Genomic DNA, 20,895 nt, shown 5'->3' with positions numbered 1-20,895 from the left:
TGATATGAAAATATGTTTACGCATTTTGTTGTTTCAGCCTGCCAATGATACCATCGGACTGAAGATAATAACCTTTTTTATGTAAACGTATAGGAAGGATAACAAAATACCACACTAAAAAACTGAGGGAAGCCGCCAAAATTAAAACACCTGCCCAGATTGGTAAGCCAAAGTTTTTTTCCTTGTCGAATGACTGGCTCATCAGGTGTGTAACATAGGTTTCTAAAAAAGAGGCCAAAATAAAAAGCGGTACCAGTACGATCATTATTTTCATTGCATCTTTAATACCTCTTTTAAAACTCAGCATTCTTGAATAAGTACCGGGAAAAAGTATGGACTGGGTAATGATAAGACCCGCTGTTGCAGCAATGATAAACGATAATATTTCCAACGTACCGTGTATCCAAATCACTAAAATAGATTGCCAGCCCAGGTTATTTTTAAAGAACATATACTGAAAAGCACCGAGCATAATATCGTTTTGCCATACCGAAATGAGCGTCCATATTCCCAGCGCAACACCACCGATAACCATTAACAGTGCCACAAACGTATTGTTCATAGCAATGCGTACAAAAGTGGTAAACATATTATCGTCCTTATAAACGCCAAACGGATCTCCTTTGGCAATATTTTCTTCCGTCATATCCACATATCCGGGTGGTAATGCATTTCGCATAAATTCGTCGTTGGTAGCCGATCCCCACCATCCTATACATACAATAAATACTTCCAGTAAAAAGGTGAATAATAAAATGCGATGGTATCTTTTGAATAATAAGGGTAGTTCAAATTTCCAGAAAGTGAATATCCTGGTATATTTTTCTTTTTTGTTTTTATAAATACTTTGATAGATACCTGCCGCTATCCCATTGATCCAACGGGTAACCTTACTTTTAGGGTAAAAAGTCTTGGCATAAGAAAGATCGTCGATAAGTGTGATAAAGCGTTCAGCAGTTTCATCAGGGTTATCGGTTTCAGAATGCTGGTATTCTTTCCATTTTGCCGCATTCTTCTTAATAAACATCGCCTCTCTCATGGGCTAAAAATAAACTTTATTTATAATTATTGAAATTCTCACTTTTTATTTGAATAAAAAAATTGTATCCGTAAAAAACTCTGTTATTTTATTCCGATATTTGAAATACTTATGTCAATCATTCAAATAGCCACTCCGTTTAATATTGATATTGAATTTGAGCAAGCCGAATTCCACAAACGGCTATTGGCGTATATGATAGACTTCGCCATCCTGGGTATTTACTATTTAAGTATGAGGTCGCTTTTTTTAGACGGTATTGAGATTGGTTACGGCGAAGTTGGATTTGCGTACGTTGTTATACTATTACCTATGCTCTTGTATACACTCCTCACAGAACTTTTCTTTAATGGCCAAACATTGGGGAAGAAGATCTTAAAGATAAAAGTGGTGAGTTTAGACGGTGGAGAACCTACCCTGGGGCAATACCTGTTGAGGGCATTTATACGCTTTTACGAATGGGGTTCTATCATCCTGGTAGTATTTTGGCGCAGTGGTGCCGGTTTAATGGTATTATTCATTGGCGGTATTGTTTGTGTGATTGTAATAGCGGTTACAGCTAAAGGGCAGCGCCTTGGCGACCTTGCTGCCGAAACTGTGGTGGTGAATACCAAAACAAAATTATCGGTTGATGATACCATTTTTATGGAGATCAATAAAACGGATTATAAAGTAACTTTTCCTGATGTAATGCGGCTCAGCGACAGGGATATCAATACTATTAAAGGCGTGGTAACGCAAGCCAATAAAACCGGCAATTACGATATGTGCAACCGGGTGGCCATGAAGGTAAAAGACGTTTTAAAAATAAATACCGAAATGCACCCCGATATGTTCTTAGAAAAACTTTTAGAAGATTACAATTATTTAGCTACAAAAGAATAAAGGCTAATTTTCTATCCATTATTAAAATCCTGCTCCCCTCATCGAATACAGGTAAACAAGACCAAGACTACAAATTATTAAAACAATGATGAGCAATATGCCGTAAATTTTATAATAAGTGCGTAAAAGGCCAAAGCCCTTTGTTAACGTACGGCTATCCATTGCATCAATGCCCTTTTTTAATTTTACTGATGTATTGTATAAATAAACATTGAGCAATACAGAAAATACAACCTGGAAAAAAAGTGTGAGCCCGTTATTTGCTTTAATGCCCATGGTAAATGCAGGACTGTTGTATACTTCAGATGAGGCCATCATAAATTGAAATATACTTATGCCTAAAGCAATAAAAGAAAGAATTGCGTTATAAACAGCCCACTGGCCAATGCTTTTAATATGTTCTTTACTTTTATCATCAAAATTAAAGCTGAATATCGTTTGTTGTTGTACTTCTTCTGTCATTGAAAATGATTTTAAAAAAGATTATAAATACTGATGAGGATACTGATCATGCTAACAATTGCTACAATAATAAAATGTACTTTTAATGCTTTCAGCCCATTGTTGACTGTATTTATATTTTCAGTTGCAAGCCCCTTACGTGTGTAATTGGCAAAGGCTAAAAGAAAATAATACATTACGCCTACCACAGCTGTAATAACAACCAATGCTACTACAAGCCCTACAATAAAAGCCGTTTTAAAATCATCAGGATTTTCGTAACGACCGGTATAGCTTTTAATTAAGTCATTGCTGTAAAACACAAAAAACAAAATGATCAGGCCAACAATGCTGAAAAAAGTGATCGCAATAAATTTTGCCCAGCCTGAGGTTTCAATTAAGTAACCCGAAGCTTCATTATCGATTGTAAGTTCTGCTTCTGAAGAAAGGAAATCTTCCTGTAGTTGATCCATAAATAATATTTAAGCATTGCGAATATGTATAACTTTCTTTAAAGTACAAAAGAAAAGGCATTGAATTTTCGGTCTCAACTAACATAAAGGTACAGGATAAGACAGGTTAGTTACTTTTAGGCAAAAACTTCTCTTAAATAGTTCCTCCCCCGTTATTACCATTTTACCAGTTTGCGCAAATTGCTAATTTGTAGGGGGCGGCGCAGTTTTTATCGTTGTAGCAATAAGCAAATGGTATTTATTTATAAGGGTAAGGAGGTTTTCCGATTTCTTTACATTATAAAGCACGTTTGTAGTTAGTTTTATCTCCTTTTTTGCTCCCTTACCATCTCCTTCTCTTACGTTTTTAAACTTAAAAAATGTAAGGTCGTGTGTTTCGTAATAAGTTTGTAATCCCCAAGGTGTTGTATCTAATGGATAATGGGCTAATATATTCCTCTCTTGAATTATAGCAATTAAATCGCTTGTCATTGTCTTATTGCTTGCTAATATTTCAGGTCTATATTTTTCAATTAAAACCATTAATACCTGCACTTTATTTTCGAAGCTCATTCTAGGGGCTATTATCAAGTTCATTAACTCCTCACTTTTATCTACATCATCAGTAAAATAGCTAGTAATATACAGGTCTATTACCATTTCTAAAGATGTAACAGCATTTAATATATTCCCTCTGACAATTACTGTAGATTGCATATAATCAAGTTCCCATCTGTCTTGTTCCTCTTGTGGTAAATCCTTAAATAATTTTATATCCATTCTTTAATGCATTTTAAAAGTATCGTCAAAGCAACTAATATCTTTACTACTTTTGTGTAACAGAATATTGTAAATGAAAAAAGAAATATTTTATTGGAGGTTGATTACTTTTTTGAATAGTTTAATACTCCTAATATTATTGTTGCTGATATGGCAAAAATTGCAACAATAATTGCATTTCTTCTTTGTCTTTTCATTCGGGGAAAATCAGCTAATTGCTCAGTTAGTAGCATTACCTGCGTTCGTAATTGCTGTACAGTAAGATTATCCTTTTCTTTTGTTTTTTCTAATTCATTTAAGGCGGCTGTAGCTTTATTTTGATAAATTGAGATACAATCTTTTGTATTATTAAGTTTAAAACTTCTTAAATTATTTGTGTTTATATCTCTGAATGTAACAATACATTGATTTTCCAGTAATTTATCAAAAACTACCTTGAAGTCATTTTCTGTTAATTCGTGAAAAGATGGCATATTAAGCACATCATTCTTAATGGTTTGGTAACCATTACTCTCGCCTTTTTGTATAGTTTTGAGTATTTCTAAAGCTAATTGTTCATTCATTAGCCTAAACTAACAAAGTTTTGTCAAAACAACTACTTCTTTTTAGCTTTCTTAATTGGAGTATTTAAAGCCAGTTTTAGTAATTGGTCTGCCGTTAAGTTTGTCTTAACTGTAATGTTGGGAACTGCTTTCTTTTTTGGTTTTGTAGCTTTTGCCATGTACCAAATTTAGGCATAATTCCAATGGCATCCACCACAGGTTACTTGCACTCCTAATAATACTCTCCTAATGTTTTTAGGGCTTAATCCGTTAATCTTAGCTGCTGCCGCAATACTCTTATAGGTAGCAATAACTTCCCCATCTTTAATTTGAACAACAGACTGTTTTTTACCTCTTATATTCAAAGGGGTATTTAAGGGCACGTATTCAGTTTTTTCAGCTTTTTTACCTTCTTGTATTAAATCTTTGTAGGTTAATCTCCCAGTCATGTAATTTAGTGAAAATGTGAACCTGTCAGCATCTTTCATTTTTCTAAGGTTATATCGAAACATGGTTTCATCGCAATAACGACTTAAATGCTTTGGAGTTACTTGATGGTAAATACCAATTATAGACCTTTTAAGCAGGCTAAAAGCCCCTTCAATGGAGTTGGTGTGTATATTCCCTTCCCTTACATATTCCTGTTCGGAATGGTTTACAATCTCATGGGCTGCAAAACTCTTATTTAATCCGGTATAGCTTCCTAAGCTGTCAGTAATTACAACTGCATCGGTATTTACATTGTCTTTTACTGTAGGCTGTATAGCCATTGAATTATTTGAATTACCAATAGTTATTAGTTTTAAGTTGCCGCCTCTTTCAAGCAATCCCATTACCATTGTTTTGGTATTATAAGTATTGCCTTCTTCTCTTAATTTGGCACGTTTTGTTTTGCTCATATTGCGAACTTTTCCACCAATGTAAACCTCGTCCACTTCTACAATGTTATCTAACTTAACATTGTCCTTTATCCTTAACATTTCTCTTATACGGTGTAACATAAACCAACTTGTCTTTTGGCTTATCCCTAAATCCCTTCCCAACTGATAAGAACTAATCCCTTTTTTATGTGCAGTAACTAAATAGATAGCTGTAAGCCATTTGCACAAGGGTATTTTAGATGCTTCCATGATAGTTCCTACCTGTACACTAAAGTTCTTTCTACAGTCTTTATGGTTACATTTAAAACGTTTACCACCTTCTATAACAGTTACCCTCTCACAAGAGCAATAAGGGCATACTATAACCCCATCCCAACGTTCTTTAATTAAGTAGTTCCTGCAAGTAGTTTCGTCAGGCATTGAAGTAATTAATTCTCTAAGATTCTTAAACATATATTTAGTATTTTAGTAAAGTCAAAACAACTTAGTAATGAAAAAAATAGGTTACTGAAAACTTGAATAAAAAATGGCTGAACCACAACAACCCGATACCAGTAACGATTTCCCCGATAGCTCTGATAATGCCAGTTTTGGAGGTGAGTTGCTCCATTCCAAAAGCCAAAGCGATGATTCCAAAACCGAAACTAAAAAAGATGAGAAGAAAGGTTGCCATACCCATCCAATCATCACTTGTAAGGTTGAGAGAGATAACGATGATAGACCAATTATAGAGGCGAGAAGGGCAAATAAGTTTAGTAAAATAGGATTGTTTGTAAATGCTTTTCTTTTGTTGTGTACGTTGGGAGCTTTGGGTTTTACTTGGTGGGGATTGATAGACGCAAGAAAAAAAGATATTGCCCAATCCGAAAGAGAAAGATTCCTTGATTCTCTTAACAGAAGAAAAGATAGTATTTCTTATGAAAGAGATACCGCTACTTATAATTTGAATAAAAGAGATATTGAGGAAAGGAGCAAAAGAGATGATGATAATCTTGATTTGACAAGACAATCTGTTGAAGCGCAAATTAATTCGCTTCAACAAAGCCAAACCCAATTTGAAAAAGAAAATAAACCATACTTGGATATGCTGCATATCAGTATAGAGGTTGATAGTATTGGGAACTGTTCTCTTGTTCAGGAAGCATTTAATGTAGGCAAACAGCCTATAAAATTGATAGAACACAATGCTGTTATTTCTATATTTACCGAGCCAAAAGACCCTTTTGTAACAGATAGTATTATAAGGAATATTCGTTTCACAAGAAAATCTGTTCCAGGCCCTTTGAAGGCTTATGTAGCTTCTCAATCTTTCAGAAAATTTAATTCGGATTTGCAGGAAAAGATTCCCTCGGATGATATTAATAAGGTAAGAAATGGAACTTATGTTGCTGCTGTGTTTGAAAAGATTACGTACATAAATCTTATTACAAATAAAGTTGCATATTGTGAAATAAGAGCAGCAATAAATATATTCCCCAATACCGATGTTGTAATTATTGATGAAGAAAATTATGAGGACAATAAAAGGTACAGAAAATAAAAAAGGACAAAACGACGCCGCTTCACCCTTAAATTCCTGTACCTCTTTAGTTGTTATAGCCGAATTTTCAATGCCTTTAAAATTAATTGAATAAACAACTTTAGTATGCTCTTGCAAATAATACCCTTTGCGTACTTGGTTTACCTGTTAAAATACAAACACCGGCTTCCTGTTCATTATTCAATGGAATACAACGGATAGTTGCCTTTGCTTGTTCTTTAATTTTATCTTCTGTCTCCCCGGTACCATCCCAGTGTGCAGCTATAAAACCACCTTTCTCATCCAGTAATTTTACAAATTCATCCCATGTATTGGCTTTAGTGATGTGTTCGTCTCTGAAAGCAAGTGCTCTGTCGTAAATATTCTGCTGAATGGTATCCAGCAATTGCAATACATAATCAGCAATTCCATCAATACTAACACTGCTTTTTTCTTTTGTATCTCTTCTTGCTAATTCCACCACATTATTTTCAATATCACGTAACCCCATAGCAATTCTTACAGGCACACCTTTTAATTCGTACTCTGCAAATTTCCAACCCGGGCGGCTGTTATCATTGTTATCAAACTTTACTCTTATGCCTAATGCCTTTAACTGACTTACTATTGTATTTGCCCTGGCATCAATTACGGCTTTACTTTCTTCGCCCTTGTATACAGGCACAATCACCACTTGAGTAGGCGCAATTCGTGGTGGCATTATTAATCCCTGGTCATCACTATGTGCCATTATTAAAGCACCAATCAACCTTGTAGAAACACCCCATGATGTTGCCCATACATAGTCCAGCTTGTTATTCTTATCACTGAACTTTACATCAAATGCTTTGGCAAAATTTTGTCCTAAAAAGTGAGATGTACCTGCCTGCAACGCTTTACCATCCTGCATTAATGCTTCTATGCAATAAGTGTCTTCTGCACCAGCAAAACGTTCGTTAGGCGTTTTCACTCCTTTAATAACCGGCACCGCCATATATTGCTCTACAAAATCGGCGTATACATCCAGCATCTTTGTAGTTTCTTCTATCGCTTCTTCTTTTGTGGCGTGAGCAGTATGGCCTTCCTGCCATAAAAATTCGGCTGTGCGTAAAAATAAACGGGTACGCATTTCCCAACGCACCACGTTTGCCCATTGGTTAATGAGCAAAGGCAGGTCACGATAAGATTGTATCCAGCCTTTATAGGTATTCCAGATGATGGCTTCACTTGTTGGGCGAATGATCAGTTCCTCTTCTAATTTTGCTTCGGGATCAACCATTAATTTTCCTTTATTATCAGGATCATTTTTTAAACGGTAATGTGTTACAATAGCACATTCCTTTGCAAACCCTTCTGCATTTTTTTCCTCCGCTTCAAATAAACTTTTGGGTACAAATAACGGAAAGTAGGCGTTTACATGCCCGGTGTCTTTAAACATTCTGTCCAACTGGTCCCGCATGTTTTCCCAAAGGGCAAAACCATAAGGTTTTATCACCATACAACCACGTACGGCCGAATGATCGGCCAGGCCACTTTTTATAACCAGGTCGTTATACCATTGCGAATAATCTTCTGCCCTTGATGTTAGTTCTTTTGCCATTTTCCTTCATACTGCCTTGTGGCAGTTATTTTTATGTTCAGTAATTATAAATCATTATTGCAAAACCATTTAGCACATCTTTAACAGCAAAACATTAAACCCGGCTGTCTTATGGCAAACAGTTTGATACATATTAACCATAAAGTGCTTTTAAAACCAGCACAAAAGTAGTAACTTCATTTTTAAATCATTAAAACTATTGCCATGAATGCTAAAATTTTACTCATTGCCTTATCTGCAGCAGCTTTTACCAGTTGCAGCACTGCCTATAAAAGTGGCCAAACACCCGATGATGTTTATTATAGCCCGGTAAGACCTGCAGAAGAAAGAAAAGATAATGACCGTAACAGAGAAGAAGCAAAACCTGCTGAAAATACGGCTGATAATAACAGGATAAGAATGACCATACGTGACCGCAGGTGGAGAGAGCTGGATAACGATTACGATTACAGTTATAACAATAGCCCTTACCATTACTGTAATTGTAATTGCAATAATTATGGTTACTATTACAACCCTTACTATTATTCAAAACCATTGTACTATCCCAGAGTAGTACCCGCTGTTGCTGTTAACAGCACACCAAGAATGGTGAATTTAAATACTTATAAAAATTATTCCAGCGCTATTGTAACCAATCCTAAAACCGGCGCTACTACTACTCAATCTTCATCAAGGCAATATAACAACAGCAATAATGGAGGTAGTAAATTTGGTAATATTATAAGAGAAGTATTTACACCAAGTGGCAATAATAGTAATAGCAATTCCTCATCTAATAATAACAATACCAGAACCTACACCCCATCTACCAACAACAGTTCCAGCAGCAGTAGCAGCGGCTCTTCATCAGGTGGCAGCAGTTCCGGAACCAGTGTTCCAAGGCCGGGAAGAGGTTGATAGTAACTATTGACTATAACAACACAATTGTTCAGCAAGAGCAATTGTACCACTTAATTATCCAAACTAAATTATTGGACTGTAAAACTCATACGCCATGAAAAAATATTTACTCCTCATAAATCTTTGTATCAGCTCAGCAATTTTTGCACAAACACCCGAAGATGCTTTGCGCTATTCTTATTATCCTCAAAATGGTACGGCACGCAATATCGCTATTGGTGGTGCCATGGGATCTTTAGGTGGGGATATCAACGCTACTTTTGTCAATCCTGCCGGTCTTGGTTTTTATAAAACCGGAGAATTTGTTTTAACGCCGGGCTTTGTATTAAATAATAACAAAATCAATTTCAGGGAAACAGCTAATCAAAGTAAAAAAAACAGTTTTGGATTTGGTACCAGTGGATGGGTTTGGGGTTTTGGCGATAGGTACAAACCCAAAGTGAGTAATGCCATTAGTTTAGTAGTAACACAAACTGCTAATTTCAACAACAGCATTCAATATAAAGGATTGAATAATTATAGTTCCTTTGGAGAACAATTTGCAGAAGAATTTGCAAAAAGTGGCCGTACAATTAATGAAGTGCTCACCACTAATTCACCCCTGCCTTATGGTTCAGCAATTGCATTGAATACCTACCTGATCGATACTTTTTCTACTGTTGTAAACGGACAAAGAGTATACAAGGTAAAAGCAGCGCCGGAATTTATTTTAGATGCAGGTAATGCAATAAGGCAGGAAATGCTGCATACCACAAGCGGTGGTATTACAGAACTGGCATTAGGCTTTGCACATAATCATGAAGACAAATGGTTTTTCGGTGGCACGTTTGGAATACCCCTGGTAAATTATAAAAGTTATACCAACTTTAAAGAATTTGATACATCGGCCAATAACAGGAATGGATTTAAGCAATTTGAATATACCGACGACTTTACCACTAAAGGAGTGGGTTTTAATCTTAAACTGGGCGCCATTTACAAACCACAGGAGTATGTCCGCATTGGTTTAGCAATTCATACCCCAACTTATATGTTACTTACCGATACCAGGGTAACCAGTTTAAATACACAAACAGAAAGCCCTTTCTGGAGAAGTAATTACAGCCTGGATACTACTGTAATTGAAACTTCAAAAACCTTTACCAACAGCCAGCCCGGTGAAAGTAAATACACACAAACCACTCCTTTTAAAGCTATTTTAAGCGCCTCTTATGTTTTTCGTGAAGTGAGCAATGTAAAAAAACAGAGAGCTTTTATAAGTGCAGATATTGAGTACGTTAGTTACAGCGGGTCAAGATTTGGCAGTAATAATGAAAGCCCTACTGATGATGAAAAATTGTATTACAAACAACTGAATTCAGTAGTAAAAAGTGAGTATAAAGGCAACTTCAATTTCAGGGTGGGTGGCGAATTAAAATTCAATACCATCATGGGAAGATTAGGCTTTGCTTATTACAGCAATCCTTATAAAGATGCTCCTGCCAAGGTGAATAAGATGTTATTGAGTGGCGGCCTGGGTTACAGGAACAAGGGTATGTTCTTCGATCTTACCTATGTACATAATATTGCCAAAGACATTGACCTGCCTTACCGCCTGGAAGACAGGGCCAATACTTTTGCCAGCCTTAAACAGCAGCGAGGTAATGTAGTGGCTACATTAGGATTTAAATTCTAAAATATTTTTTTTTGACATGTGTAACTATTTTGCCAAGTATGGCGTATTTTTATAGTAAACTCACCTGCCATGAAAAAATTCACCATTTTATTTACCGTTTTTATTGCTTCCTGCTTAACTATAAAAGCAGAAGAATCTTTAGGACAATACGCTGCTAAATATAAATTTCCGCAAGGAAGTGCTATCAGTGAAGTGAATGTTGTTTTTGAAAATGGTGTATTACACCTGAATTCTTCGCTGGGGACTACTTCTTTAGAAACAACCGGTGATGATAAATTTTATATGCCGGCTAACAGCGGCACCGTAACTTTTTTAAGGAATGAAGGAAAGAAAATAACAGGAATTAAGTTTGCTGTTCAGAATATTTCAATTGAAGGCAACAAGGAAGAAAAAGATACAGATATTGATGTATCACCTGTTTATAAATCTACATTCCCGATAAAAAATCTGCCGGCAATGCTGGAAGGTGATGGGGACTAAACCATTTTATTTCCTGGTCTTTTTTAAACCATGTCATTTGCCGTTTTGCATATTGGCGGGTGTTGATCTTAATTCTTTCTACTGCATTATTCAACGATAAGTCACCGTTAAAATAATCGAAGAGTTCCCTGTACCCTACGGTTTGTAGTGCATTCAGGTTTTTATATGGCTCCAGTAGTTTAACTTCATCCAGCAAACCTTGCTGCATCATTATCTCTACACGGCTGTTAATATTTTGTACCAACTGTTCTTTAGGTAACTCAAGGCCAATTTTTACAATATTAAACTCACGTTGCTTTTTCTGTTTAGTCTGAAAATCAAGAATTGACCTGCCGCTCGATAATTTTACTTCAAGTGCTCTCATCAGGCGTTGCGGATTTTTTATTTCGCCCTGTGAAAAATAGGCCGGATCATTTTTTTTCACTTCATTTTGTAGCCATATCAATCCATTCTGTTCGTAGTTAGTAATCATACTTTCCCTGATTGCTGCATTAACAACAGGAACTTCATCAATGCCTTCGCAAAATGCTTTGATATACAAACCTGTACCTCCAACCATTATAGCAGTATCATGTTCCTTAAAAATGTCATCGATCTTTTGTAAAGCATATTGTTCAAACACCACTGCATTTACATCTTCCTGTATGGAATGAGAATTAATAAAATAATGCGGTACTAATTGTAATTCTTCTGCAGCAGGTTTGGCAACCCCGATGTTTAACTCCTTAAAACATTGGCGGCTATCGGCAGAAATTATTGATGTGTGTAAATGTTGCGCCAGTTGAATGGCAAAGGCAGTTTTGCCAACCGCTGTTGGCCCTGCAATAACAATGCAAGTCTTGGTCATTTTAAATAATTGAGTTTGTAAAGAACTCTTTTAAAATATAGCTGGTAAGTATAGTTAGTTTTTGCCTTTCTTCTCTTGTATATCGCCCTGGCAATTATCTACTTTTAAATCATTTACAGATTGCTTGCCGGCACTTTCCACTACTTCCATCATTTCTAATTTTTCTTTAAGCAACCCTGTTTTAATATTGCAGGCAACATAATTATTTTTACCTGCTTTTGTAATTACGCTGGCAAAAGTTTCTTTCTTTCCAATATCCACACCTGATTTTTTAGCTTCAATTTCATGCTTGCCCGGGCTTACAGGATATTTCAGGTACCTGCCATTGCTTAATTTGCAAACCTGCCTGCCATCTATAAAAATATTGTAATTGCTGAGTGAAGCTGCAAACTGGCTGCCCCTGAAAATGATAATATAACTCTCTGCATTTACTGTTTTTGAAGGTTCTTTTTTCTTTACAGTTATTTTTTTAGGGGTTACCTTTTTTTCAGGTATCACATATTGTGCAAATGAAATACTACCCACAGCAATAAACAGCGATGTAAAGAAAAATTGCTTCATATTATAGTTGAGCCATTTTAAACGCTAACGCCAGCAAAAGATCAATTGCAATTAAAATCCGTCGTTACCTTCATCTGCACTTGCTGTTTCTTCCTCCTCTCCTCCTTCAATACCATCATCGTCGCCTTCCTCACTAAAGCCTTCTCTTAATGCATCCGGTTGCAGGTCGTATTTTTCTTCCATTTCAGCCAGGCGGCTATCCACCAAACCTTTGGTGCCATATTGCGAAGGTGCAATACCTTCTGTTCTTACACAAACAGGATAAGTCAATTTTTTATTTTCTTCCTTATCAACATTGATCAGTTCCACCATAAAATGCCAGAACTTGTTAAAATCGTATTCGTAAATAAATTTCTGATTGGGATTGCTGATCTCAGAGCTGATTGGCGTTTCCGACATGATCAAAGGCTCTGCCTTATAGGCTTTATCATATTTCTCCAATGAAATTTCCCGGCCACGAAGCCAGTTATCATTACTGCGGTAAAAAGTTGCTTTATGTTTGCTGTCGAACTCGTAGCTTTTTAAAATACAACCATGCAGGTCCGAAAAATTTTGTGTATGACGGATCGCAATATCACGGTAAATACTGTCGTCATCTTCCCAATAAACTCTGAAACGTAAAATAGCCATGCTGTAAAAATAATTAATAATTAATAATTAAGACTTAATAATTCCAAATTCCTGCGCCTTCTGCAACATATAAGCAAAAGCAGCATCATATTCGTTTGGAATAATACCATCTAAAATTGCTTCTCTTATAGCAGTTTTAATATCACCTACCCGGCGGGATGGAGGTAAATTAAAAGTAGCCATAATAATTTCGCCGGTAATGGGCGGCTGCCAGTTGCGGAGGTGATCACTTTCTTCCACTTCGGCACAGCGCTTACGTACCATGTCGAAATTATTCAGGTAGCGCTGTACTTTTTGTTTGTTTTTAGAAGTGATATCAGCTGCACATAAAGTCATTAATGCCTCAAAATCTTCACCTGCATCCACCAGCAATCTTCTTATAGCGCTATCGGTAATATTTTCTTTGGTAAGGCTGATAGGCCTTAAATGCATTTCCACCAGTTTACGCACAAACTTCATCTTTTCATTTTGAGGCAGTTTTAACTGGGCAAATATCTTAGGCACCCATTTGCCACCCAATGCTTCGTGCCCGTGAAAGGTCCAGCCGTGGCCCTCTTCAAATCGTTTTGTAGCCGGCTTGGCAATATCGTGCAATATAGCAGCCCATCGCAACCACAGGTCATTTGTATTTTCGGATATATTATCCAGCACCTGTAAAGTGTGGTAAAAATTATCCTTGTGCCCCATGCCATCCACATATTCCGCACCTGCCAAAGCTACCATTTGCGGAAAAATGATCTTAAGCAACCCGCTTTTGTACAGCAGATCAAAACCAACAGAAGGCTTTGATGCCAATACAATCTTATTCAGTTCATCAGCAATTCTTTCGCCGCTTACAATTTTTATACGTTCTGCATTTTCACCAATGGCTGCAAAAGTTTTTTCTTCAATAGTAAAATTTAATTGGGTAGCAAAACGGATAGCCCTCATCATACGCAAAGGATCATCACTAAAAGTGATACCCGGAGCTAATGGTGTTTGAATATTTTTTGCTTCTAAATCCGCAATGCCATTGAAAGGGTCTACCAATTGGCCATAGTCGTTTTTGTTTAAACTTATTGCCATTGCATTGATAGTAAAATCACGCCTGTTCTGATCATCTTCAATCGTGCCTTTTTCAACTTCCGGTTTGCGGCTATCGCTACGGTAGCTTTCTTTTCTTGCTCCCACAAATTCAATTTCCAGCCCGTCAATTTTTATTTGTGCGGTGCCAAAGTTTCTAAAGAAATGTACTTCAGGAGTGGGTTTAAACTGATCCGCCACTTTACTTGCCAGTTCAATGCCATCACCTACACAAACCACATCCATATCTTTGGTATTTCTGCCTAAGATTTTATCTCTTACAAAACCACCAATTAAATAGCAAGGCACCTGCATTGTTTTTGCGGCAGCCGCAATTTTTTCTAAAATTATAAGTTCTTTATCTGTGCAGTTGATATACATGGAGTGCAAAGATAAACCCCTGTCCCCTAAAGGGGAACTTAAACAGTTACTTTATTCTTTTATGCTATCAATCTTATTAGCGCAATATTTTTTATAATCTTCAAAAATTAAAATGTCCCGCAAATTCGTTTAGTTGTAGTAAACCCCTCTGGAGTTTGGGGCTTGGCATCAATATTGACTATATACACGTCCGCACAAAAAACAAGTATTTAACTGTGTGGTTTGACAAATTGACTTTATATTTAATTAATTATGGATAAGAAATTTTATTTACAGGGGCCGGAAGATGAAATGGAGTTTATGCCGATCATTCCCCTGAATGAAGAAGAAGAGGCAAATGCTGATGAACAGGCTATTCCAGCGGAATTACCCATTCTTCCTTTAAGAAATACCGTACTTTTTCCCGGCGTGGTTATACCTATAACAGTAGGCAGAGATAAAAGCATAAAGGCGGTAAATGATGCTTATAAGGCTGACAAATTGATAGGTGTGGTAGCGCAAAAAGACAGTAATGTGGAAGAACCTGTGGTTAGCGACCTGGAAGATATTGGCACCGTGGCGAAAATTGTAAAACTGATAAAAATGCCTGATGGCGGCACTACCATTATTATACAAGGCCGCAAACGTTTTAAGATTGAGGAAATAACTACCGACGACCCCTATTTCAAAGCCAAAATAAAAGTATTACCAGAAGAGAACCTGAAAGGAGATGCTGATTTTGAAGCGATGGTAGGCAGTATTAAGGACCTTGCCGGGCAAATTGTAGGCCTCTCCCCTAACCTGCCCAGCGAAGCAGCTATCATTTTAAAGAATATAGAAAATCCTTCTTTTTTAATTCACTTTGTAAGCAGCAATTTAAACAGTGATATAAAAGAAAAGCAAAAACTTTTAGAGATCAGTAATATAAAAGCAAGGGCTGAATTGCTGATGAACTTAATGCAGACTGAATTGCAGTATGCAGAATTAAAAAATAAAGTAACCAATAAAACAAGGAACGAGTTAGATAAACAGCAGCGTGAATATTTTTTACAACAACAGATGAAAGCCATCAAAGAAGAATTGGGTGGCGATAATGTAGCTGAAGTAAAAGATATGCAAAAGAAAGCGGAAACAAAAAAATGGCCTAAAGCTGCAAAAGAAATGTTTACCAAGGGTGTAGAAAAACTGGAGCGCATGCATCCATCTACGCCTGATTATTCGGTTACTTATAATCATCTTGATTTAATGCTTGATCTGCCCTGGGCAGAATATACAGAAGACCAGTATGATCTTAAGAAATCAAAAAAGATCCTGGATCATGATCATTATGGCATGCAAAAAATTAAAGAAAGGATTTTAGAATATTTAGCTGTACTGAAATTAAAAGGTGATATGAAATCGCCGATACTTTGTTTTTTAGGCCCTCCCGGTATTGGGAAAACCAGTTTGGGAAAAAGTATTGCAGCGGCTATCAACAGAAAATATGTAAGGGTAAGTTTAGGAGGTTTGCATGATGAAAGCGAAATACGTGGCCATCGAAAAACTTATATTGGTGCTATGCCCGGCAGGATCATTCAATCGATACGCAAAATAAAATCAAGTAACCCGGTAATGATACTGGATGAAATTGATAAAGTAGGCAACACTGTTCATGGTGATCCTTCTTCTGCATTGCTGGAAGTTTTAGACCCTGAACAAAACAATAGTTTTTACGATAACTATTTAGAATTAGAATATGATCTGAGCAAAGTATTGTTTATTGCTACGGCAAATAATATCAGCAATATTCAGCCGGCATTAAGAGACCGTTTGGAAATTATTGACCTGAGCGGTTATGCTGTAGAAGAAAAAATTGAAATTGCTAAAAGGCATTTAATGCCCAAGCAAAAAGAAATGCACGGCTTAACTGAAAGCAGTTTTAAATTAAGCGATAGCGTACTGCAGAAAATTATAGAAGATTACACAAGAGAAAGTGGTGTAAGAGAACTTGATCGCCAGTTAGCCAGCGTAATGCGTTACCAGGCAAAAGAACTGGTGATAAAAGGAAAACTAAAAGCTACCATTACTAATAACGATATTGAAAAGATATTGGGTAAGCCAAGATACAGCAATGACCTGTATAAAATTGCTAACATGCCCGGTGTAGCTGTAGGGCTGGCATGGACCTATGTTGGCGGTGATATTCTTTTTATTGAAACACAATTAAGCGAGGGCAAAGGCGAATTAAAATTAACCGGTAACCTGGGTAATGTAATGAAGGAAAGTGCCAGCACCGCATTAACTTACCTTGAAGCAAATTGCAAAAAGGTAAATATCGATCCTGCGACATTCAATAAAAAAGATATTCATATACATGTACCCGAAGGTGCAGTGCCTAAAGACGGGCCCAGCGCAGGTATCACCATGCTATCTGCATTGGCAAGCGCATTTACAGGACGTAAGATTAAACCGTATTTAGCCATGACGGGTGAAATTACTTTACGTGGCCAGGTATTGCCTGTGGGTGGCATTAAAGAAAAAGTACTGGCAGCAAAGCGTGCAGGATTAAAAGAAATTATCATGTGCTGGCAAAATGAAAAGGATGTGGAAGAAATTAACAGCCAGTATATTAAGGGCATTAAATTTCATTATGTAAAAACTATGCAGCAGGTACTGGAACTGGCACTGGTATAATGTTGTAACATTAAACATTTATTACATTAACAAAGTATTTTTTAAAATATAAAACCCTTGTAAACAAAACCTCGTATCTGATGTTTTACAATTATCAGCATGTTTCATGTTGGTTGTTTTAAGGGTTAAAGAAATTCCCGCCGATTCTTCGGGGGGAATTTTTTTTTGAGGGAATACGGATGACACAGATTGGATGGATAAAAAATGATTTTCTTAAAACCCTTTGCTTAAACTCACAGCACTTTCAAAAGGATCATAATAGATTTTTTTCTGTATAGCAGAAAAAATCCGTTATCATCCGTTTCACCCGTTCAATCCGTGTTCTATAAAAGTTAATAACGGTTGTGGAAAATTTTAACTTCTTTATTTAGTTTCCTTTTCCGAATTTCAATTACCAATGAAGGAAAACAAAGAAATATCAGCCTTACTCCATTTGATTGATGACCCGGATGAATTTGTTTACAGCACCGTAAGCGATAAAATTATTTCATTTGGCAAAGCTATTATCCCCAACCTGGAAAACCTTTGGGAGAATACTACTAACGAAGAATTACAGGAAAGGATTGAATTACTGATTCACCGTTTACATTTTCGTGATCTTACCAATGATTTTACTGCCTGGGCTGAAGGTGATGCAGATCTGTTGCAGGGCGCTTTACTCGTTGCAAAATATCATTATCCCGATTTAAATAATAATACGGTTTACCAGGAAATAGAAAAACTGAAGCGTAATATCTGGTTGGAACTGAACAGTTACCTGACACCATTAGAACAGATCAACGTTATCACCAGTATTCTGTACAATTATTACAAACAAAAAGGTGTTGAATTTGCTTATAATAATCCTGATGATTATTTAATTAACAAAGGACTGGAAAGTAAAAAAGGGAATGCCGTAAACAATGGCATTATTTATTTAGTGCTTTGCGAAATGCTGGATGTACCGGTAAAAGCTATCAATATTCCCAGGCAATTTATTATGGCGTATTTTGATCAGCAGCATGACCTGTTAAACCCTGTTGGCCATTCTTCTGAAAAAATAAATTTTTATATTGATCCGTTGAACGGACAAATGTACAGCCATAAAGATGTAGAGAATTATTTTAAACGCATTTCTGTACCGCCAACCAACTCTTATTTCCGTCAACTGAGCAATAAAAGAATTATCCAGTTTTTATTAGAGGAACTGAGTAAATGCTTTGACAACGACCGCAATCGTTACAAAATGGATGAACTGCTTTCACTGGCTTATTTATTAGATAATGATATACCACGTAGTTAATTACCCGCAATGGCAGGAAGCTGTTGCACAGGGCTTTTACGAGCATCCTTCCTTAGCTAAAGAAGGTTTTATACATGCCAGCATGAAAGAACAGGTGCAGGGCGTAATTGAAAGATATTATGCGGGACAGGACGATCTTTTAATTTTACATATTGATGAAGGCAAATTAGAGTCGCCACATATTTTTGAACTGGCACCATCCATAAATGAAGAGTTTCCGCATATTTATGGCAGGATTAACCTGGATGCGGTGGTGGATGTAACAAAGTGGTGAGTTACATAAAATTTGTATCATGGAATTTAAGAAAATCTGGAATAAGCTTTTTTTTCCAAAGACTCAAGCTGAGGCATTGGCGCTACATGTAGCAGGGGCAACGGTCAGGCATAGAAACCCATTTGAAGATTTAGTTGTTCCTAGAAATGAAGATGAATTAACAAGGGAATTTTCCGAAATATGGATTGCTCCTTATTATCTAAAGCACATATTTAAATCGAACCCAGAAACCATAAATGTTTTTGTTAGTGGAGCTGGTGACTTTACAGTAGCTATTACCAAAAAACTTTTGGGGTATTTCGACTGGAGAGCCAAATTAACTGCCGCTTACTTCGCTGCTATTAACAACCATCAGGAATTAGAAGATATAATAGGAAAACTGTTGCTAAAAAGTGAAGTTTGTTACGCAGGGACAGGATATAGTATTGCTCTGGCAATTTTTGGAACAGCAAAATCTAAAGATTATTTAAAACAATATTTGCAATATTATTTATCGAGAAAAGATCTTTGGTTTGATCAAGCAGAAGCATTTTGTGCACTAGAATATATAGATAAGAATGAAGCAAAACTATTTTTAAATAGCTGGGATGAATTTATTGCTGACAAGGGGAACTGGAATTTAGAAGGAAGTCGGAAAAGATTCCTGGCAAGTATTGAAAACATTTTACGTATTCGAAAGATGTTAACTGATTTGAAATAATGTGCTCGTATTAACCGTAGCTTGATTTCTTAACAAGCCACGAATAAATACAGTTCAAAATATTTTAAGAGTAATTTTTATAATGAATTTATTAACGAAATCATATGAACAACTCGTTACAGAAGTAATTCAAATTCTTGTAAAAGTAAAAAATAATATCAGGGATAATTCAGATTGCATTTGGACTTATTACGAAACACCCGAACAAATGCGTAGTGAGATTGATAAGTATATTTTGGAATTAGAAAAAGGCAGTACCATGTTTTTAGATAAGATATACATGCACTTCGCTCCTACCGCAGCATACCAGGAACATTCAATAGCAAATGGCTGGTCGGATGAATATCTTGAACTTGCTGGTAGATTTGATAAAATATATGAGGTTATTAAAACTACAAATTAAATAGAGCCCCTTTATCTAAATAATTTCACTCTAACGCCAACTCATAAAAATAGTCCTCCACCCTCTTCCAGCCATTCTTTTCATACACTGATTGTGCTGTAAGATTATTGGCACCGGTTTGCAACATCAACCACCTGGAGTCCGTTGCGACACCAAATTCCTTTGCCTGTTGCAATAAAGCGGCTGCAACACCTTTGCCTCTTGCGGTTTCACTTACATACAAATCATTCAGCAACCAGGTACGCTTTAAACCTACGGAAGAAAAAATGGGAAACAACTGGCAGAAGCCAACAGCGATATCATCATCAAATGCAATAAAAATTACAGACTCTTTATTCAATAATCTTTGCCATAAAAAATCAGCGGCCGCTTCCTCATTGGAAGGTTGTTTGTAAAATATACGATAGGCATCAAATAATGGCGCTACCAGTTTAACATCTTCAAGACCTGCTTTTTTTATTACTACCGGCATTTTACTTAATTTAGTTTTCAATACTACTTCATTTCTTTATAATAACAAAAATACAATGATCAGCTGGAGTGATTTTGAAAAAGTAGATATAAGAGTGGGCACTATCCTGGAGGTGCATGATTTTCCTACTGCCAGGAAACCGTCTTTTCAATTAACGATTGATTTTGGTGAACTGGGTATTAAAAAATCATCGGCACAAATAACTGCCTTATACGAAAAGGAAAAACTTGCGGGCAAACAGGTAATTGCCGTGGTGAATTTTCCTGTAAAGCAGATCGCTAATTTTTTCAGCGAATGCCTGGTGCTGGGTGTATATAACGAAAACAATGATGTGGTGTTGTTGCAACCATCGTTACAGGTAAAGAATGGTTGTAAGATTGGTTAGGGTCAAGACGGCTCCAGGCCGTCAGACCCTTTGTCTTAATGTAGCTACT

General features: G+C 36.4%; 24 protein-coding genes. 11 read left to right on the top strand and 13 right to left on the bottom strand.

The genetic code is table 11. The features are described 5' to 3' along the window. Window positions 1-16: 16 nt before the first annotated feature. On the bottom strand, window positions 17-1,039 hold the full coding sequence (locus tag ACQ334_RS12220) for a stage II sporulation protein M (protein ID WP_430988505.1): 1,023 nt from the start codon (window positions 1,037-1,039) through the stop codon (window positions 17-19). A 111-nt stretch (window positions 1,040-1,150) separates the two neighbouring features. Between ACQ334_RS12220 and ACQ334_RS12215 the strand changes: the two genes are divergently transcribed. Next, entirely contained in the window at window positions 1,151-1,924 is a 774-nt protein-coding gene (locus ACQ334_RS12215) for an RDD family protein (protein ID WP_430988504.1), read from the top strand. A gap of 21 nt (window positions 1,925-1,945) precedes the next feature. Here the strand turns inward: ACQ334_RS12215 and ACQ334_RS12210 are convergent, their stop codons facing one another. The 6 genes from ACQ334_RS12210 to ACQ334_RS12185 all read right to left on the bottom strand — a co-directional run bounded on the left by ACQ334_RS12210 (window position 1,946) and on the right by ACQ334_RS12185 (window position 5,473). Further along, on the bottom strand, window positions 1,946-2,386 hold the full coding sequence (locus tag ACQ334_RS12210; protein WP_430988503.1) for a hypothetical protein: 441 nt from the start codon (window positions 2,384-2,386) through the stop codon (window positions 1,946-1,948). A gap of 11 nt (window positions 2,387-2,397) precedes the next feature. Next, complete coding sequence (locus tag ACQ334_RS12205) at window positions 2,398-2,838, bottom strand: hypothetical protein (protein ID WP_430988502.1); 441 nt, start codon at window positions 2,836-2,838, stop codon at window positions 2,398-2,400. A 183-nt stretch (window positions 2,839-3,021) separates the two neighbouring features. After that, window positions 3,022-3,597, bottom strand: coding sequence for a hypothetical protein (locus ACQ334_RS12200; RefSeq protein ID WP_430988501.1), 576 nt, complete (start codon window positions 3,595-3,597; stop codon window positions 3,022-3,024). A gap of 104 nt (window positions 3,598-3,701) precedes the next feature. After that, window positions 3,702-4,160, bottom strand: coding sequence for a hypothetical protein (locus ACQ334_RS12195; RefSeq protein ID WP_430988500.1), 459 nt, complete (start codon window positions 4,158-4,160; stop codon window positions 3,702-3,704). Between the two features lie 32 nt (window positions 4,161-4,192). Continuing rightward, on the bottom strand, window positions 4,193-4,318 hold the full coding sequence (locus tag ACQ334_RS12190; protein ID WP_430988499.1) for a hypothetical protein: 126 nt from the start codon (window positions 4,316-4,318) through the stop codon (window positions 4,193-4,195). Window positions 4,319-4,327: 9 nt separating this feature from the next. Beyond that, window positions 4,328-5,473 carry an IS1595 family transposase gene (locus ACQ334_RS12185; protein ID WP_430988498.1) on the bottom strand — a complete coding sequence of 382 codons (1,146 nt, stop codon included), beginning with the start codon at window positions 5,471-5,473 and terminating at the stop codon, window positions 4,328-4,330. Between the two features lie 73 nt (window positions 5,474-5,546). On the opposite strand from ACQ334_RS12185, the gene ACQ334_RS12180 reads away from it, so the two are divergent. Next, window positions 5,547-6,560: a hypothetical protein gene (locus tag ACQ334_RS12180; RefSeq protein WP_430988497.1), complete on the top strand. Its 1,014-nt coding sequence runs from the start codon at window positions 5,547-5,549 to the stop codon at window positions 6,558-6,560. A 100-nt stretch (window positions 6,561-6,660) separates the two neighbouring features. Here ACQ334_RS12180 and proS read toward each other — a convergent pair whose 3' ends face one another. After that, window positions 6,661-8,139 carry a proline--tRNA ligase gene (gene proS, locus ACQ334_RS12175; protein ID WP_430988496.1) on the bottom strand — a complete coding sequence of 493 codons (1,479 nt, stop codon included), beginning with the start codon at window positions 8,137-8,139 and terminating at the stop codon, window positions 6,661-6,663. Between the two features lie 204 nt (window positions 8,140-8,343). Here proS and ACQ334_RS12170 point away from each other — a divergent pair, with 204 nt between their 5' ends. The 3 genes from ACQ334_RS12170 to ACQ334_RS12160 all read left to right on the top strand — a co-directional run bounded on the left by ACQ334_RS12170 (window position 8,344) and on the right by ACQ334_RS12160 (window position 11,197). Then, window positions 8,344-9,039, top strand: coding sequence for a hypothetical protein (locus ACQ334_RS12170; RefSeq protein WP_430988495.1), 696 nt, complete (start codon window positions 8,344-8,346; stop codon window positions 9,037-9,039). A gap of 97 nt (window positions 9,040-9,136) precedes the next feature. Continuing rightward, window positions 9,137-10,717 (top strand): hypothetical protein, encoded by a 1,581-nt coding sequence (locus ACQ334_RS12165; protein WP_430988494.1) that lies wholly within the window; start codon window positions 9,137-9,139, stop codon window positions 10,715-10,717. 69 nt (window positions 10,718-10,786) lie between these two features. Further along, window positions 10,787-11,197 carry a hypothetical protein gene (locus ACQ334_RS12160; protein ID WP_430988493.1) on the top strand — a complete coding sequence of 137 codons (411 nt, stop codon included), beginning with the start codon at window positions 10,787-10,789 and terminating at the stop codon, window positions 11,195-11,197. Here the strand turns inward: ACQ334_RS12160 and miaA are convergent. From miaA to ACQ334_RS12140, 4 genes are read right to left on the bottom strand one after another with little or no spacing between them, the layout of a single operon-like run. Then, on the bottom strand, window positions 11,145-12,044 hold the full coding sequence (gene miaA, locus ACQ334_RS12155; RefSeq protein ID WP_430988492.1) for a tRNA (adenosine(37)-N6)-dimethylallyltransferase MiaA: 900 nt from the start codon (window positions 12,042-12,044) through the stop codon (window positions 11,145-11,147). The genes ACQ334_RS12160 and miaA overlap by 53 nt on opposite strands. A gap of 54 nt (window positions 12,045-12,098) precedes the next feature. After that, on the bottom strand, window positions 12,099-12,605 hold the full coding sequence (locus ACQ334_RS12150; protein WP_430988491.1) for a DUF2846 domain-containing protein: 507 nt from the start codon (window positions 12,603-12,605) through the stop codon (window positions 12,099-12,101). A gap of 51 nt (window positions 12,606-12,656) precedes the next feature. Then, window positions 12,657-13,235: an IS1096 element passenger TnpR family protein gene (locus ACQ334_RS12145; RefSeq protein WP_430988490.1), complete on the bottom strand. Its 579-nt coding sequence runs from the start codon at window positions 13,233-13,235 to the stop codon at window positions 12,657-12,659. 27 nt (window positions 13,236-13,262) lie between these two features. Next, a complete protein-coding gene (locus ACQ334_RS12140) occupies window positions 13,263-14,678 on the bottom strand; it encodes a CCA tRNA nucleotidyltransferase (RefSeq protein ID WP_430988489.1) in 1,416 nt (471 codons plus the stop codon). Between the two features lie 252 nt (window positions 14,679-14,930). On the opposite strand from ACQ334_RS12140, the gene lon reads away from it, so the two are divergent. From lon to ACQ334_RS12115, 5 genes are all read left to right on the top strand, one after another. Next, entirely contained in the window at window positions 14,931-17,330 is a 2,400-nt protein-coding gene (gene lon / locus ACQ334_RS12135) for an endopeptidase La (RefSeq protein WP_430988488.1), read from the top strand. Window positions 17,331-17,727: 397 nt separating this feature from the next. Next, complete coding sequence (locus ACQ334_RS12130) at window positions 17,728-18,612, top strand: transglutaminase-like domain-containing protein (RefSeq protein ID WP_430988487.1); 885 nt, start codon at window positions 17,728-17,730, stop codon at window positions 18,610-18,612. Further along, window positions 18,593-18,886 carry a DUF952 domain-containing protein gene (locus tag ACQ334_RS12125; protein ID WP_430988486.1) on the top strand — a complete coding sequence of 98 codons (294 nt, stop codon included), beginning with the start codon at window positions 18,593-18,595 and terminating at the stop codon, window positions 18,884-18,886. Before ACQ334_RS12130 ends, ACQ334_RS12125 begins: the two co-directional genes overlap by 20 nt. A 19-nt stretch (window positions 18,887-18,905) precedes the next feature. Beyond that, window positions 18,906-19,586 (top strand): DUF6000 family protein, encoded by a 681-nt coding sequence (locus tag ACQ334_RS12120; protein WP_430988485.1) that lies wholly within the window; start codon window positions 18,906-18,908, stop codon window positions 19,584-19,586. Between the two features lie 82 nt (window positions 19,587-19,668). Next, window positions 19,669-19,989 carry a hypothetical protein gene (locus ACQ334_RS12115; RefSeq protein WP_430988484.1) on the top strand — a complete coding sequence of 107 codons (321 nt, stop codon included), beginning with the start codon at window positions 19,669-19,671 and terminating at the stop codon, window positions 19,987-19,989. A gap of 25 nt (window positions 19,990-20,014) precedes the next feature. Here ACQ334_RS12115 and ACQ334_RS12110 read toward each other — a convergent pair whose 3' ends face one another. Further along, a complete protein-coding gene (locus ACQ334_RS12110; protein ID WP_430988483.1) occupies window positions 20,015-20,461 on the bottom strand; it encodes a GNAT family N-acetyltransferase in 447 nt (148 codons plus the stop codon). 55 nt (window positions 20,462-20,516) lie between these two features. On the opposite strand from ACQ334_RS12110, the gene ACQ334_RS12105 reads away from it, so the two are divergent. Beyond that, a complete protein-coding gene (locus tag ACQ334_RS12105) occupies window positions 20,517-20,846 on the top strand; it encodes a tRNA-binding protein (RefSeq protein WP_430988482.1) in 330 nt (109 codons plus the stop codon). Window positions 20,847-20,895 lie beyond the last annotated feature (49 nt).

Origin of the sequence: Ferruginibacter sp. SUN106, assembly GCF_050611765.1 — a bacterium.
Taxonomy (GTDB): Bacteria; Bacteroidota; Bacteroidia; order Chitinophagales; family Chitinophagaceae; genus Ferruginibacter.
The sequence above is the reverse complement of the archived record's forward strand: the minus strand, read 5'-3'. Positions and strand labels throughout refer to the sequence as shown.